General features: G+C 62.7%; 11 protein-coding genes. 3 read left to right on the top strand and 8 right to left on the bottom strand.

Features of this window, described 5'->3' with window-relative positions; translation table 11 throughout:
* Positions 1-33: 33 nt before the first annotated feature.
* Entirely contained in the window at positions 34-1,137 is a 1,104-nt protein-coding gene (locus tag GGD67_RS24110; protein ID WP_179736298.1) for a mandelate racemase/muconate lactonizing enzyme family protein, read from the top strand.
* Between the two features lie 9 nt (positions 1,138-1,146).
* Here the strand turns inward: GGD67_RS24110 and GGD67_RS24115 are convergent, their stop codons facing one another.
* Positions 1,147-1,500, bottom strand: coding sequence for a hypothetical protein (locus tag GGD67_RS24115; protein WP_179736299.1), 354 nt, complete (start codon positions 1,498-1,500; stop codon positions 1,147-1,149).
* Positions 1,501-1,684: 184 nt separating this feature from the next.
* Between GGD67_RS24115 and GGD67_RS24120 the strand changes: the two genes are divergently transcribed.
* On the top strand, positions 1,685-1,909 hold the full coding sequence (locus GGD67_RS24120) for a hypothetical protein (protein WP_018318578.1): 225 nt from the start codon (positions 1,685-1,687) through the stop codon (positions 1,907-1,909).
* A gap of 279 nt (positions 1,910-2,188) precedes the next feature.
* Here the strand turns inward: GGD67_RS24120 and GGD67_RS24125 are convergent, their stop codons facing one another.
* On the bottom strand, positions 2,189-2,845 hold the full coding sequence (locus tag GGD67_RS24125; protein ID WP_179736301.1) for a glutathione S-transferase family protein: 657 nt from the start codon (positions 2,843-2,845) through the stop codon (positions 2,189-2,191).
* Between the two features lie 159 nt (positions 2,846-3,004).
* Between GGD67_RS24125 and GGD67_RS24130 the strand changes: the two genes are divergently transcribed.
* The gene (locus tag GGD67_RS24130; RefSeq protein ID WP_179736303.1) at positions 3,005-4,228 is read left to right on the top strand and encodes a polyhydroxyalkanoate depolymerase; all 1,224 of its coding nucleotides are present in this window, start codon (positions 3,005-3,007) and stop codon (positions 4,226-4,228) included.
* Between the two features lie 30 nt (positions 4,229-4,258).
* On the opposite strand, the gene GGD67_RS24135 is transcribed toward GGD67_RS24130, so the two are convergent.
* From GGD67_RS24135 to GGD67_RS24160, 6 genes are all read right to left on the bottom strand, one after another.
* Entirely contained in the window at positions 4,259-6,088 is a 1,830-nt protein-coding gene (locus tag GGD67_RS24135) for a diguanylate cyclase domain-containing protein (protein ID WP_409411124.1), read from the bottom strand.
* Between the two features lie 264 nt (positions 6,089-6,352).
* A complete protein-coding gene (locus GGD67_RS24140; protein WP_179736307.1) occupies positions 6,353-8,524 on the bottom strand; it encodes a glycosyltransferase in 2,172 nt (723 codons plus the stop codon).
* Between the two features lie 12 nt (positions 8,525-8,536).
* The gene (locus GGD67_RS24145; protein WP_179736309.1) at positions 8,537-9,817 is read right to left on the bottom strand and encodes an HlyD family efflux transporter periplasmic adaptor subunit; all 1,281 of its coding nucleotides are present in this window, start codon (positions 9,815-9,817) and stop codon (positions 8,537-8,539) included.
* A gap of 306 nt (positions 9,818-10,123) precedes the next feature.
* Positions 10,124-13,453, bottom strand: a complete 3,330-nt coding sequence (locus GGD67_RS24150; RefSeq protein ID WP_179736311.1) for an adenylate/guanylate cyclase domain-containing protein — start codon at positions 13,451-13,453, stop codon at positions 10,124-10,126.
* Between the two features lie 313 nt (positions 13,454-13,766).
* The gene (locus GGD67_RS24155; protein ID WP_018318571.1) at positions 13,767-14,285 is read right to left on the bottom strand and encodes a hypothetical protein; all 519 of its coding nucleotides are present in this window, start codon (positions 14,283-14,285) and stop codon (positions 13,767-13,769) included.
* A gap of 462 nt (positions 14,286-14,747) precedes the next feature.
* Complete coding sequence (locus GGD67_RS24160) at positions 14,748-15,674, bottom strand: glyoxylate/hydroxypyruvate reductase A (RefSeq protein WP_179736313.1); 927 nt, start codon at positions 15,672-15,674, stop codon at positions 14,748-14,750.
* Positions 15,675-15,682: the final 8 nt, after the last annotated feature.

The following is a 15,682-nucleotide window of genomic DNA, read 5'->3' on the forward strand; positions in this document are numbered from 1 at the left end:
CGAACCGCTCACGAGAAAGAGGAACCCCACGTCATGGACATCACCGATGTGCGGGCACACCATATCCGCATCCCCTATGACGCCGGTGTCGCGAGCTTTCGCCAGGGCGCGTCCGCGATTACCGCGCTCGACATGGTGCTGGTCGAGGTCGTCACCGACGCCGGGCTGACCGGCTGGGGCGACGCGTTCGCTTATGTCAGCCCGCGCACCACGCGCAGCGCCGTCGAGGAGATGATCGCACCGCAGGCCCGCGGGCTGAAGGTGCCCGATGCGGCCGGCATTCCCGCTGCCATGGAGCAGATCCAGCGCAATCTGCATCTGTTCGGCCGCTACGGCATCACCATGTTCGCGATCTCAGCGCTCGACATCGCGCTGTGGGATTTGGCGGCGAAGGTGCAGGGTGTGCCCCTGCATCGCCTGCTCGGCGAGACCAGGCGCACGGCCATTCCCGCCTATGCGAGCCTGCTGCGGATCGGCTCGCCCGACAACATCGCGGCCGAATGCAGGAAGGCGCTCGCGCTCGGCTATGGCGCGATCAAGCTGCACGAGACCACGGCGCCGGCGGTGTTCGCCGCCCGGGAGGCGATCGGGCCGACCGTTCCGCTGATGGTCGACATGAACTGCCCGCTGACGGCCGAGCAGGCGATCGCGTTCGCAACGACCTGCCGCGACGCACGGCCGATGTTTCTGGAGGAGCCGGTCTGGCCGCCGGAGGAATTCGCCGCGCTCGCCGAGGTGCGCAGCAAAGGCGGGCTCGGGATTGCCGCCGGCGAGAACGCCTGCACGGAATATCAATTCCGCCAGATGATGCAGGCCGGCGCGGTGAGCCACGCCCAGCCGTCGGTGACCAAGGTTGGCGGCATCACGGAATTTCTGAAGGTCGCGGCGCTCGCCGATCAGTTCGGCGTCAAGATCGTTCCGCACTCGCCGTATTTCGGTCCGGGCCTGCTCGCGACGTTGCATCTGCTGGCGACACGCGAGGACGGGCTGGTCGAAATGTTCTATCTCAAGCGCGAGGCCTGCCTCTGGGGCGGCCGCGCGGACAGCGATGCCACCGGCCATGTCGCGGTGCCCTCGGGCGTGGGGCTCGGCTATGAGCCCGATCGGGGCGTGATCGAGCGCTATCGCGTGGCGTGATCGGCGCGCTTATTTCGCGTCCTTCGCCGCCGGCGCGTCCTGCTTCTTCTTCAGATCATCGGCCGTCTTCACCTGCGCGGCCTGGAGATCGCCGAGCGTCTTCTGCAGGCCGGCGAGGTTCGTCTTCAGCACATCGATCTGGCGGTTGGCTGCATCCAGCTTCTGCTGATTGTCGAGCGCAAGCTTGGTGATCGTTTTCTGCAGGAAGTCGACATTGCTCTGCAGGCAGCTGGTGCGCCGCTCCATGGTCTTCTCGACCGTGCAGATCTCGATACCGGGCACGTCCTGCGCGTGCACCTGCGCATTCGCCAGCGTTGCGAGCAGCAATATCGCGAAACAAACGCCGGCGTTTCGAAGCAGCATGAAAGGTTCCTCGTCCGATCGATCACGGCAATGTGCGCTGTTTGCGCACAGCCACTCAAGGCTACCACACTCGCACCGCATTCTCGCGTTGAGCTTGCATCGTTCCCTTGGACTGGGAACGATGATCCGCACGCGGAAGAAGTGGGCGCTCGTTCCGCGGCTTTGTTTAGGGGAGATTTTTGGAATGGCAACGCGCGATAGACGACTGGCGGAATTCGACGGCGCCGGAGAACCACCGCCGGGCCTGGCGCTCGAAGTGCTGTGTGAGGACCACAGCGGAACATACCAACTGCCGTTCGCCTGTCGCTATGTCGAGGGACGCTGGCAGAACCACGAGGCCGGCATCGCGGTCGAAGCGACCGTCATCGGCTGGCGCCTGCCGCGCGTGAGGCAGCGCGGGGCCGCCTGACGCCCATATTTGTTCCAAAATGCAACGGGGCCGCGCTCCGTCTTAACCTTCGGAACGCGGCCCGAACGAATCACGTCCGAATCAGCCGAACGGACGTGTACGCAGCTGTTCACGGCTAGATATCGATGTGGCTTGGCCGGCGCGTACAATATCTGCGCAGCGCGGTGGACGGCCCACGCCTCGCACGGGCGCCAAAGGTTAATCGCGACAAGGACATAGCGCTCAAGTCGCTGTGGCCGGTCCCCGCCCCCGAAACAGGCAGGGCCAGGCAAGGCCTGCCTAATATTCGACCTCGAGCTCCTCGATCTCGGCCGGCTCTTCCCTCGCCGCCGCGATCCATTCCTTCATCTCATCCATCGCCATGATGGTGTCGGCGTAGGCCTTCAGCTGCGGCTCGAGCTTGACGTCATAGGTGACGAAGCGCGTCACCACGGGCGCGTACATCGCATCCGCCATGGTTCGCCGCTCGCCGAATAGGAACGGGCCGCCCGACCTGTCCAGGCAGTCGCGCCAGATCGACCAGACCCGATCGATGTCGGCCTGCGCGCGCGACCAGATCTTGAAGCCGGGAAAACGTCCCTTCAGATTCACCGGCAGCGAGGCGCGCAGCGTGGTGAAGCCGGAGTGGATTTCGCCCGAGATCGAGCGGCAATGGGCGCGCTGCACGCGGTCATCAGGCAGCAGGCCGGCTGACGGCATCGCCTCGTTGAGGTATTCGGCGATCGCCAGCGTATCCCACACCACGGCACCGTCGTGCCGCAGGCACGGCACCAGGATCGACGACGACAGCAAGAGGATTTCGGCGCGCGCCGACGGATCGTCCGGCGCGGTGACGATTTCCTCGAAATCGAGCCCGGAGAATTTCGTCAGCAGCCAGCCGCGCAGCGACCAGGACGAGTAGTTCTTGCTGCTGATGGTCAGAGTCGCCTTCGCCATATGGCCATTCCCTCACGCCTGGGCGCGCACTGCCGCGCGTGCGTGCCCCGTCCTTCCCGCCCAAAGAGCAGCAAGCGACGTGCCAATTTTCCCGGCGGTCCGGCTCCCATCTGGCTTCGATATTGCATCACGAAGGGGGGGACAGGTGGGCACTTCAGTATGATGTCGATGTATTATCAGGCCTTTCAGAACCAGATGGACCTGACAGCGCCGTGGCGGGCGGGGGCCTCGTCCGCGCTCAAATTCCTCAATCTGGTGCCGCAGGGCGTGTCGGACCAGGTCGTCGGACGTCTCTCGGCGGCGCTGGAGCTGATCTCGCGCTCCACCCTCACCTATCATCGCCCGGCCTACGGCATCGACAGCGTCATGGTCGGCAATCGCGAAGTCGCCGTCACCGAGGAGATCGCCTACGCGACACCATTCGGCTCGCTGCTGCACTTCAGAAAGGACGGCGTGACGGAGCAGCCGCGCATGCTGCTGGTGGCGCCGATGTCCGGCCATTTCGCGACGCTCTTGCGCGGCACCGTGCAGACGCTGCTGCAGGACCACGACGTCTACATCACCGACTGGCACAATCCGCGCGACATCCCGCGCAGCGAGGGCCGCTTCGGGCTCGACGACTACACCGAGCATCTGATCGATTTCCTCGGACAGCTCGGCCCGCGCCCGCACATGGTGGCGATCTGCCAGCCGTCGGTGTCGGCGCTCGCGGCCGCCGCGATTATGTGCGAGGACAACCATCCCTCGCGCCCGGCGACGCTGACGCTGATGGCGGGGCCGATCGACACCCGCATCCAGCCGACCAGGGTCAACGACTTCGCCAAGAGCAAGCCGATCGAATGGTTCGAGCGGAACCTGATCAACTACGTGCCGATGCAGTGCCGCGGCGCGCTGCGGAAAGTCTATCCCGGCTTCGTGCAGCTCACCGCCTTCGTCTCGATGAACCTCGAGCGCCACATCAAGCAGCACATGGATCTCGCCAACCACATCGCCAAGGGCGAGAAGGACAAGGCCGCGACCATCAAGACTTTCTACGACGAATATTTCGCCGTGATGGACCTGCCGGCCGAGTTCTACATCGAGACCGTGCGCGACGTGTTCCAGGAGCACCTGTTGCCGCAAGGCAGACTGATGCATCGCGGCCGCCCGGTGAACACCAAGGCCGTCAGCCGCATGGGGCTGATGACAGTCGAGGGCGAGAAGGACGACATCTGCTCGATCGGCCAGACGCTGGCCGCGCAGGACCTCTGCACCGGCGTGCGCGCCTATCGGCGCGTCCACCACATGCAGGCCGGCGTTGGCCATTACGGCGTGTTCTCAGGCCGGCGCTGGAATAACGAGATCTATCCGCTGCTGCGGGATTTCGTGCACGTGAATTCGTGACACCACGCCGCGGCGCGCTGGAATTGCTCTTCAAGCCCGTATCGAGCCGGGCCACGCGACGACTTGCCCTGACATCACCAGGCGGTTGCGTCCGCCCTCCTTGGCGGCGTAAAGCGCCTTATCCGCAGCCGCTATCAGCGACGTGCAATCCGACTTGTCGCCGAACGAATGATATGTGGCGCCACCAATACTGAGGGTGACCTGCCTGGATGACGGGTTGAGCGCATGCAGGATGCCGAGGTCCTCGATCGCCTGCCGGATTCGCTCACCGACCTGCTCGCAACCTCCTGCGTCGGTATTGGGTAGCAGCAAGGCGAATTCCTCACCACCGTACCGGGCCGCCACGTCTGCCGGCCGTCTGGCCTGCTGCGCCAGGACCCCCGCGATTGAGCGGAGACATGAATCGCCCGCTTGATGCCCGTACCGGTCGTTGAAGCTCTTGAAATGATCGACGTCCATCAGCAGCAGTGACAGAGGTGTTCCTTCCCGCCTGGCCCGGTCCCATTCCGCCTCCAGCCGCTCGTCGAAGTGTCTGCGATTTGCCAAGGCCGTCAGGCCGTCCGAACTGGCGAGAGCCGCCAGCCTATCCTCCAGATCCTTGCGTTCGGTCATGTCGCGCGAGATCGCCACCACGCCGTTGATGTGCCCACTCTGCGCACTCCTCGTGACGCGCAGTGCAGTTTCGACCCAGATCTCTTCCTTCTCACGATGACGGGTGCGATACGTGATTCTCGCCTCCTCGGCTTCGCCGTTCATCAATGCGGAGAGCGTTTGCTCAACCCGGGCCAAATCCGCGGGATTGATGCCGGCGAGGGCTGATGTATTCACCAATTCGTTCGGAGCCCAGCCAAGGATTCGAGCGGTGGACGGCGACGCATAGAGGATCCGTCCATCGACTGCGACGCGCATGACCATGTCCCCCGACTGCTCTGCAAGGAGGCGAAAATCCGCCTCCTTGGCAACCAGGGCAGCGGCCATCTTCTGCCGCAGGTGCAACTGGCGCACCAGAAAGAGCCCGGCAACACCGAGCCCACCTGTCAGCGCCAGGACTGCGGCAATGCGCGTCAGCGCGGCTCTGCGCCAGGGGGCCAAGACGTCATCTTCTGACTCCGTAGCAACGAGGAGAACGGGGTAGCGGCTGCTGAGTTGATAGAAGCTCAGACGCCGAACGCCGTCGAGAGGCGACGTGAAGTAGTAGACGCCCGCAGCCGGCCGCTCGCGAATAGTCTTGAAAAGCGGAGCACTCGACAGATCGCGGCCCGTGTATCCGTTGTCCGGGGTACGCGCGAGGACAATGCCTCCCGCGGTCGCCAGAGCGATTGAACCGTTCCGGCCAACGTCGAACCCGCGATAGAATTTTAGAAAATAGTCGACATCGATCGTCGTAAGGGCAACTCCGGCAAAACTGCCGTCAGGATGATTGAAGCGCCGTGACGCGGTGATGATCCATTGACCGCCTGATCTACTCTTCACCGGATTCCCAATGAAGGTCCCCCGGTCCGCCACGGCACGATGATGCTGGAAATAATCTCGGTCGCTGTTGTTGAGACGGGCGAAATCCACTGGCTCGCTGGTTGCGAGCCAGCGGCCGGTCTCGTCGTAGATAAATACGGCGCGGATCCGGTTCGCGGCTTTGCGTCGGGTCAAAAAGGTCTGAATCTTGGCGATTGCCGCTGGCCCGGCTCCCTCCAGTTCGAGTTGACCAACGAGCACATTCAGAACGGTGTCCGCGAGTTCGAACGTGTCGTCCGCGTGTTGCGTCAGCGACCGGGCCAGATTAGCCACGTCCGTTTCGGAACCCTTCAGCACCGCCAGTCGCGAGGACCATTCCCGCCAGCCGCTGAGCGCGACAATCGCCATACAGGCGACCGCCACGAATGCCGAGACCCAGAACGTCAGACGCCCCTGGCGAACATCACTACGGTGATCGATCAAGAGATGTTCCCTCCACCCCAGCCCCGTAAACGCCTTGGGCTAAGGGATAGTTGCTCGTTCCGGTTGAGTTTCTGGCAGGGCTTCGGAAGACTGACGGCATCGATGAGCGGCTTGACCGTCGATCGATAACCCATCGACCGGTCGGGCGAGAAGGACACCACAGCAATCAGCCCGACTTGACGGCCTCGCTCAACGTGCCGGCCACTCGGCCAAGTGAGGCTCAGTGAAACTGGCGGGATGCAGGCCTCGGACTCCGGCAAGATGTGCCAGATCGTCGATCCGCGGTTGAGGCCGAATGACCAGGCTCTCTGCCGGCAACCGGATCGGCGGCGGCGAAAGCGGTGTGGGCTTCGCGCCAGTTGTAACAATTTGAGGCAACGGCACGGCCATTGACCAGATGTTCTTGAGCATCGCCCTGTTCACGGAGCATGCGACGACACCGTTCTCTTTCAGACGGGCGACGGTAAAGAGCTTGCGAATCAGCAGGTCTCGTTCAAGCGATTGCGGCAAATGGAACTGCATCCCGACCAGCCGGCCTCGTTGCTGTACAATCATCGCGTCGATCCAGCCCACCTGCATGATGTGCACGCGCAGCGGTTCTCCAGCGCCGGAACAGTCAATGCCGGAGCCGAGCAGAACGCCAGCGCCAGAGAGGGAGATGTTGCTCACGCGCCCAGAAAGCCGTTCGCCGGCCCCAGTCTCGATCAAGACCGATTCATCGACGTCGAAACGCTCCTCGGCGCGGCCCATCCGGGCTTGCAGCGAGGTCATGCAGACGAAGAAGAGCACGACGACGTTCACTACCGACCAGAAGGCGACCATCGGTAAAGCGGCCGGATGATCGATCATCCGCCATTCCGGGATGGTGTTCAGAACCAGGCCGACAACCGTCAACGCCATCAGCGCCGCCGACGGCCAGAATATCTCCGCGGCGTAGCTTGCGCACCGCGCGGCAGCTCCCTTGGGCGTCACCTTGAACGCATGTCCCATCGGCTTGACGAGAGTCCCGAGCACCGTCGGCAGAATCTTGAAGCTCTGGATCGTCGCCGACACCTGAGCGGCGAGCGGAAAGTGCACGTGCGGCGCAAACCAGGAGATGCCGCCGTTGAGCGCCAGGATCGCGGGGAACAGGTAAAAGAAGACCGCCTCGGGGGTGACGTCGGCGACAGGCGCTAGACCGGTCCACATGAACACGATCGGAACCACCACGACCATGAGCGCTCGCAAGCCCAATGAGAGCCAATGAGTCGGAAAGAACAGAAGCCGATGCATCAAGCCCAGTCCGGGGCCGAGCGGGCCGGCGGCGAGATACAGAGTCTGGATCGCGCCACGCGCCCAGCGTTGCCGTTGCACGAAAAACGCGTCAAGGCTTTCCGGCGCCAATCCAATCGCCAATGGCTCGTTGAGATAACGGGTGATGTACCCTTTGCGCAGCAGGACCAGCGTCAGCAGAATGTCTTCGGTAATGGACTGGGTTGGCAAGGCATCCCCAACCACGCGAAGTGCTGCACGACGCGTGACGGAGTTGGAACCACAACAAAAGGCACCATCCCAGCCGTCGCGCGCGGGCATGATGGAATCGAAGAAGAACCGTTGCTCGTCCGGCAATCCCCTGTGCAGGCCGAGATTCGCCTGCATCGGATCCTCGTTGTAAAAGGTGTGCGGGATCTGAACGATTCCGATCTTTGGATCCGCGAAGAAGCCGATCGTGCGCATCAGGAATTTGCACTGCGGCACGAAGTCCGCGTCAAAGATCGCAAAGAACTCGCCGTTCGTCTGCGTCAGCGCATGATTGATATTGCCGGCCTTGGCATTCAGATTGTCGGCGCGCGTGAGATACCCGGCACCCTTTTCCTCGCAGAGTTTCTTGAGCCAAGGCCGGCGACCATCATCCAGAACCCAGACCTGGAAGTTTGGATAGTCCAGACACAACGCGCCGGTGATCGTCTTTTCCAACACCTCGAACGGCTCGTCATAGGTTGGAATAAGGACGTCGACCGATGGCAGCTCATCATGCGGCAGGCTGCGAAGCCGACGCTCGTGCTGATCCGCCTCGCTGCGGCGATCGGTCCTGCGAAGGAAAATCAGATAAAGAATAAACTGATCCGTGAAGGTCAGTAGCTCAACGAAGAGACAGAACCAGATCCAGTAGACCTGATACCAAGTGCCGGTTGCCGGCAGCACCGTGGTGAAAATACGCCATTCGAGGTAGCGAGCCACGACAAGCCAAACCGCGGCAAAGACCGCGACACGTGCCCAGAGGCGCGCGACCGGAAAGGTCGGCGCCAACAGGTACATCGCCGCAAAGATCCCCACCATCGGCGCAAACAGCTGAGAGAGAGACAGAGTCATGGCCTGCATGGAACACCTCGCTCACAGCGACGACTGGTCGAGCTCCAGGCGCGCGGTCAGCCATTTCAACTTCGAGCTGACCAATCGTAGCAAGCCGTCGGCTCTGCGCTCGAAGCGCACTTCGGCCAGCCGTCCGATATCGCAGGAGCCATTGCGGTCGGCCCACGTTTCGTTGGGGGGAAGCGATATCTCAACGGTAATGTTGCCCGGATCAGGCCGCGGCACCCGAGCCGCAAGCAGTCGATCGTCGGCGTAAGCAGCCGATCCGCGGACTTGCCGGACCAGGCCGGTCTTCCATTCGCCGCTCCCAATCAGGCGGACGGTAGCCGCATCTCCGGCCTTGATCTTCTCGAAATCGCGCTCGGGCAGTTCAACGACAATGAATCGGCGTTGGCAGTCTGCAAAATCGAGGACCGATTGCCCTTCCGTGACCATCGAGCCGGGGCTGGCCGCGACCGACCAGACGACATGGGCGGCAGGCAACGACAGATCGTAGTGATCGAGACGATCAAGCCGAGCGCGCTCCTCGGCGATTTCCGCGGCCAGTTGCGCAGAACGTGAGCTGTTTTGCAACTCGTCCGTCTCGAGCTCCTGGCGGCGGAGAACAAGCCGCTCGCGTTGCTGCTGGGAGTAGGGCACGTCATTGGCATCGCCACGAAGATAGAGACCTTTCTCCGCCGCCCCCAACTCGGTCTTGAGGCGCTGCAGGCGTTCATCGGCCATCCGGCACCGCGTTGCGGTTGCCTCCTGCGAGGCCTGGGCCTCGCCGGAGCGGATCTGCGAACTGATGCCGAGCTTCACGAGCCTCTCCATCCGGCCCGCGACATCGTTCCGCTGCCGTGCCTCGGCGAGACAGCCGCCTTTTTCAACTTCCGTTTCGCCGATTTCGTGGCTCAGGCGCGCGACCATCCCCAAACGATAGTCCTCGCTGCGCTCGCCGAGCTTGCGATCGAGCCCGGCGATCTCCTCGAGTTGCCGACGTGCGAGCTCGGCGCGTTTGGTGGACACGGCAAGCTGCTGATCGAGGTCCATGAGGTGTCGGCGATCCGGCGAACGCGCCCCGACCATCGGCACCACCCGGCTCTGCTGGAAATATTCGCCCTTGCGTGGAAGATCGGGCGAGAGCTGACCCGCGAACGGTGCAGTCACCCGCATGAGCTCGGCATTGACAAAGGCGGAGGGAGCGATTCGGTAGGTCACATACGGCAACAGGGCCCATCCGCTCAGCGCGATGATCCCGAGCGCCAGAGCTCGACGAACAACCCGGCTGCGAATGAAACGTTCGACGTGCAAACGGACCACGACTGGATCTCCAATGGGCTTTGGTCGCTGCGCCTGCCGCAGCGAAGGCAAACCAATCGTCGGGCGTTGGGATGAAGTTTGCGCCTTGAGGCAAGGAGCAATCCGACAACATTGCCGCCAGCCGAAATCAGGATTCGCCACCGCGGCAGACTCGCCTTCGCAACCACGAGAAGCATACCTAGGATTCACCACATCAGGTTAAGCTGTGTCAAAACCGGATAACTACGGCTGCCGAGTGGAGGATCAGGATATCGCCCCATTCCGGCTTGAAGTCGGCGCGGCGCTTGCGGCGATCGAATGGCGCGGCTAACGCCCATTCCCAAGCAGCTCTTTCGCTTCCAGGACTTCGGGAAGATTTCGCTCCGCATCGAATTCGGCGAGCACAGGAGCGAGCACTTCAGAGACCGCACCAGCTCGGCCATTTGTCTTGTACAGGCGTGCAAGTTCAAGGGCGCCGCGCAGCTCGAAAGTCCTGGTCTGCTGGTGTCGCGCGATGTCCAGCGCGCGCTTGAAGGCTTCTTCGGCACTGGATTCGTCCGAAGGATCCTGGCGCGATACAAGTTTACCGCGGACACGATGCAGTTCGGCATCGAGCCAATGCTGGCCGGATTGTTCCGTCCCGGCGATCGATTCGTCCAGGATTTCCAGCCCGGTCCCGACTTCGCCCACCTCTGCATTCGCCAGGGCGACATGCATCCCCCAGAACGGTTCGCAGAGGTAGCAGTCGTTCTCGTGCAGGAAGGCCCAGCCGTGACGCATGTCCGCCAGTCCGGCCATCCGGTCGCCGGCACGCCACTTGGCGAGGCCATTCAGGTAGGTGCCCGCGGCCACGTACAGCGGCATCGTGTGGTCGCGCGCGAGACCGAGCGCCAGGATCGTCTCTGTTTGCTGCAACATGCCCCCGCATACCCCGTCGAACACAGCGCGATGAACCAGCGCATTGGCCTGGGACAGCGCCCGTTTTTCGCCCGGAGCACCCACCGCTTCCGCGGCGAGCTTGCGCGCACGAGCGGTGCTACCGAGCGGCCAGAGCACCAGGGCAAGAAATCTCATGATCACGAAAGGCAGATCCAGCGCAGACGCCCTGAAGGTCGCGGGATCCGGTTCGGCACCATAAATCCCCAGCGCCCGCTCAAGATGCGTTCTCGCATTCAAGTAATCGCCCTCGAACCAGCAGGTGACGCCGCCCGTCCAATGGGCGACGACGGCGGCCACCGGCGAGTCCGGTCGTCGGTCAGCGGCGCTCCTGATGGCGTCCGCCAGCTCCCGCATCGGAGCGAGTTCGCCGTGGGTCAGGCAGGCATTGAAGAGCCCCGACTGCACCGGCGCAAGTTCAACGGGATCATCGATGTCGGCTGCGAACTGGCGCGCACGCGTCCATGCCGCGACCGTCTCTGGAGCGCTGTGGCCGAGGCTGCCCCGCAAGGCACGGCCATATGCGATTTGAAGATGCAGCCTGCTCATGATCCGGCGGGAATCATCAGGCAACTGATCGGCGGTCGCAATGGCCTTGCCGAGATGCGCGATCGCCTCGGAATAGGCCGAGCGTTTCAACGCCTGCTGGCCCGCCTTGCGCCACCATTCGAGGGCCGTCTCGCTCAGCCCCGCCTCAGTGAAGTGGTGCGCCAGAACTTCCGGTTCGGTCTCGGCGACTGCTGGAAACTTCTCGCGCAGAACTTCGCCAATGCGGGTATGAAGCAGCTGCCGTTTGCTCTTGAGCAGACTCTCGTAGGCCGCCTCCTGAACAAGGGCGTGCTTGAAACTGTAATTTGCTTCGGGCGGCGTGCCACGACGCAACAGCAGTTCGGCCTCTTCAAGTTGTCCCAACGCAGCGTTCAGCGTCAGATCGTCGCGTCCCGCCACGGTTTTCAGCAGTGCGTACGAGAAGTCACGGCCAATGGCGGCGCCTATCTGCGCTACCTCCTTGACCGGAGCGAGCCGGTCGAGCCGCGCCATCAGCGAATCCTGCAGCGTCGCGGGGATAGCAAGCGGCGGGAGCGGACTATTCAGGCGGTAGCGCCCGGCATCTTCGACGAGCAGCCCGGACTCCAGCACCATCTTGGTCAACTCTTCGACGAATAGCGGTATGCCATCGGTCTTGTCGATGATCTGCTTCATCATCTCGCGTGGCAGCTGGCGACCGACGACCACCTGCTCGACCAGCGCGCGCGTGTCCTGCCGATCGAGCCGGTCGAGCCGCAACAGACTGACATTGGCAAGGCCCGACCAGGAGGGCTCGAACTCCGGCCGGGACGTCAAGAGCACGAGTATCTGCAGGCCCCTGATCCGATCGACCGCGAGATCGAACAGTTCAAGTGTCGTCGCATCGGCCCAATGCATATCCTCGCAGATGATCAGCAGAGGCTGGTCTCGCGCCAATCCCTCGAGCTGATCGAGAAGGGCGGCAAATGTCTGTCGCCTCTGCTGCGCCGGGCTCAAGCCGAGTGGCGGGCAATGGTCGCCGGTCGGAATCGAGAGCAGGGCCGCAATGAGTGGCGTGGCCCGGGCGACTTGCCGGGTTCCTATTGCCAGCATCGCCTCGAGCTTGTCGAGCTTTTGTTCTGGCGTGTCGTGGGAGCGGATTCCGGCGGCGCGCTCGAGCTGCGCGACAAAGGGATGAAGTGCGCTGTTGGTGTGGTAAGGCGAACACTGATATCGCACGCGACGGTGCGTCCCCAACGAGGGGCTCTCGGACAGCATTGCCACGATGCGCGACTTGCCGATGCCCGCTTCGCCGGAAATCAATACGATCTGGCCCTGGCCCTGCCATGCCTCCCGCTGGCGCGAGAGAATGAACTCGATCTCGTCCTTGCGGCCGACAAAGCCGATCGAGCGCGCGGCGCGGACCGCCTCGAAGCGACTCTCCGATGAGGTCGCTCCTTCCACCGCCCAGACCGCGATGGGTTCGCCTATCCCCTTGACCTCGCGGCGACCGAGATTGCGAAAGGTGAAGAGATCGCCAAGCAGCCGGCGCGTCGACGAGGCAACGACGACCGCCCCCGGCTCGGCCAGGCTTTGAAGCCGAGCAGCGAGGTTTGGTGCATCGCCGATGGTTGCGTGCTCCTCCGATGCATCTCCGCTGATGAGATCGCCGACCACCACAAGCCCGGTCGCAATTGCGATCCGCAGTTCAACCCGTTCGCCGGCGCCTGTCTTGAGCTGGCGAATCGCAGCGATAATATCGAGGCCCGCTCGCACTGCCCGCTCCGCATCATCTTCGTGGGCGCGCGGATACCCGAAATAGACGAGTATTCCGTCACCAACGAACCTGGCTATCCTGCCGTCATAAGCGGCAATAACGCTCCCGCAGGCGGCGCGGTACGCCCGGATCACTTCCCACAGATCCTCGGGATCGAGACGCGCCGAGAGCGCTGTCGAGCCGACCAGATCGCAAAACATGACAGTGAGGTGGCGACGCTCGGCGTCGTGAGGCGGAGTCGGCGATGCGATCAACGCGGCTGGATCAAGGTCGGCAATCGCACGCAGCATTTTGCGGCGATGCCCGAGCAGGACTCCGAGCTTGTCGAAGTCCTCGACCATCAGCTCGGGAAGGACGCCCATGTCGATCCCATTTTGGACAAAACGCTCTGCGTATTGCCCAAGCCCCAGCTTCTCGAGCCACTCCGCAATCTGCATTGGCTCCACCGATCGTGTGGTTGGCGGTTAGCAGAATTTTGGACCACGGCGCGCAGGGACAATATCCCAACGCCACCATGATGGCACGTCTTGTTTGTCGCGCGAAAATTTAGGTTACTCGATACCGACACGTTTTTCGACCGGGACACTGCTCGATGCGAACGGCTGCGCTACCAAACATCACCCGCGCGCAGCGTTAGATGGCAGAGGTTGCGATGAGTCGTCGCTGCTCACTGCAGACCTGAAGCCGAACCAGCACTGCGGCTTGTGCGTACATACGATGCCAAGTGCACGTTTCCCGTGAGGCGCACTTTTATCGTTGCTCGTTCGTGGGCGCATCGGAGCTGCGAGTCATTGCACCCGCCGCAACTTGAAGCGAAGAACCAACCACCCAACAGCCGGCAACAAAGCCTATCAGGCCGTTAGGCAGGTTTTGATCAAGGACAAGGATGCTGACGGACAGCGTTGCGGCAATCGCCGCGCTGAACGTTCCGGCCGCACTCATGAGCTCAGCCGGCTCAGAACCATTCCATTCTTCCGAGATGTTCGATGTCGCCCTTCGTGCGACATTGCCGGACAAATCAATCCCGACATAATAGCTGAGAGCTCCATAGAGCATTGTTATCAGCACGATCCAGCCGCTTTCAAACATTCCGCCTTTCTGACGCAACAGGGTCGCACCCACGTAGAGGCCACAAGAGGCCCCAACGGCTGCCAGCCCAATTCTTTCAAGAAGGTGGGCCGACTTGATCAGGCTGGAACGGGCGATCCGAAGACTGCCGACCTGCCTTCTTAGGGAAAAGGCGCTGGAAATTGCGCTGCTAATCTTCATTGGGGGCTCCTCTGAGTAAGTAGCAGCCTACCGGCCGACCCCGACTAGAAGCTGCCAGGACGCGTTTCTCGATGCCCTTGATTCCAATTTCTGAAAGATCTGTGTTGAGTGATGGGGTTGGCTTGCTCGTGACCAGGACGAGAGCCAATCCAAAGCTGCGAGCACGCGGCTTCGCAGGCATTTGCATCTCACCCGTGTCTGCCAGTTGGCTCCAGGTGCGACAATTTCTTGCGGGAGTGATAGCTCGAAAAGAGAGTGATGGAATATGAGGCGGTTCACATGCCGCAGTTCCCTCTCGCTCCATCCAGTCACAATTTCAGGAGGACAAATCCTCATCGTCGCGCCACCCCTCCCCCCAAGAGGAGAGAACCCTCACCCGGCGCTGCGCGCCGACCTCACCCGCAAGCGGGAGAGGTAAAAGGAGCTCTTGGCTAGACCGGTGTTCCCATCACCATCACGCCCTCAGTAACCGCGACTGCGATCGACACGCCCCGGCAATTCCTCGCCGCGACGATGACGATCGATGACATCGAGCACGAAATCGACGGCCGTGTCCGGCGTCGTCATGCTGGCATTGTGCGGCGTCAGCAGGATGCGCGGATGGCTCCAGAACGGATGTCCCTCAGGCAACGGCTCGGGTTCGGTGACATCGAGCACCGCGCCTGATAGCGCACCGCTGTCGAGGGCCGCGAGGAAATCGGCCTCAATGAGATGCGGTCCACGTCCGACATTGACGAGGGAAGCACCGCGAGGCAGGCGCGCGAATAGATCGGCGTTGAGGATGCTGCGCGTCTCGTCGGTCAACGGCAGCAGGCAGACGAGAATGTCGCTCTGCGCGAGGAAATCTGGCAGCGCGTCTGCACCCACGTGGCAGGTCACGCCCTCGATCTCACGCGCCGAGCGATTCCATCCCGAGAGCGGGAAGCCGAACAGCTTGAGGCGTTCGAGCACGGCCTGGCCGAGCTGGCCAAGCCCCATCACGCCGACACGCCGCCGTTTCGCCGGCGTGATCCGGATCTCGCGCCAGACCTGCTGCTTCTGCTGATCGATGAACTGCGGGAGATCGCGATGCAGGGCGAGCACGGCCATGGTGACGTACTCCACCATGGTCTCGGCGATGCCGGGCTCCAGCATGCGGACAAGCGGAATGTTCGCGGGCACTTTCGTGGCATCGAACTGATCGACGCCTGCGCCGACCGAGAAGACCAGCTCGAGATTGGGAAACGTGGTCGCGATATCGTCAGGCGGCACCCACGCAACGAGATAGCGGACGTTGGCGGGATCGCCGATGTCAGGCCAGAGCCGGAATGGGACGTCGGGCGCACGCTCCGCGAAGAAGCGCGCCCATTCGGCACCGCGAACCATGTTGGCCTTGTAGAGAACCGTCATGCGAGCCC

Origin of the sequence: Bradyrhizobium sp. IAR9, from assembly GCF_013408065.1 — a bacterium.
Taxonomy (GTDB): Bacteria; Pseudomonadota; Alphaproteobacteria; order Rhizobiales; family Xanthobacteraceae; genus Bradyrhizobium.

Excerpts from the sequence above, each read along its gene's own strand:
- GGD67_RS24110 (WP_179736298.1), top strand. The coding sequence starts at position 34 with ATGGACATCACCGATGTGCGGGCACACCATATCCGCATCCCCTATGAC.
- GGD67_RS24115 (WP_179736299.1), bottom strand. The coding sequence starts at position 1,500 with ATGCTGCTTCGAAACGCCGGCGTTTGTTTCGCGATATTGCTGCTCGCA.
- GGD67_RS24120 (WP_018318578.1), top strand. The coding sequence starts at position 1,685 with ATGGCAACGCGCGATAGACGACTGGCGGAATTCGACGGCGCCGGAGAA.
- GGD67_RS24125 (WP_179736301.1), bottom strand. The coding sequence starts at position 2,845 with ATGGCGAAGGCGACTCTGACCATCAGCAGCAAGAACTACTCGTCCTGG.
- GGD67_RS24130 (WP_179736303.1), top strand. The coding sequence starts at position 3,005 with ATGATGTCGATGTATTATCAGGCCTTTCAGAACCAGATGGACCTGACA.
- GGD67_RS24135 (WP_409411124.1), bottom strand. The coding sequence starts at position 6,088 with ATGGCGATTGTCGCGCTCAGCGGCTGGCGGGAATGGTCCTCGCGACTG.
- GGD67_RS24140 (WP_179736307.1), bottom strand. The coding sequence starts at position 8,524 with ATGCAGGCCATGACTCTGTCTCTCTCTCAGCTGTTTGCGCCGATGGTG.
- GGD67_RS24150 (WP_179736311.1), bottom strand. The coding sequence starts at position 13,453 with ATGCAGATTGCGGAGTGGCTCGAGAAGCTGGGGCTTGGGCAATACGCA.
- GGD67_RS24155 (WP_018318571.1), bottom strand. The coding sequence starts at position 14,285 with ATGAAGATTAGCAGCGCAATTTCCAGCGCCTTTTCCCTAAGAAGGCAG.
- GGD67_RS24160 (WP_179736313.1), bottom strand. The coding sequence starts at position 15,674 with ATGACGGTTCTCTACAAGGCCAACATGGTTCGCGGTGCCGAATGGGCG.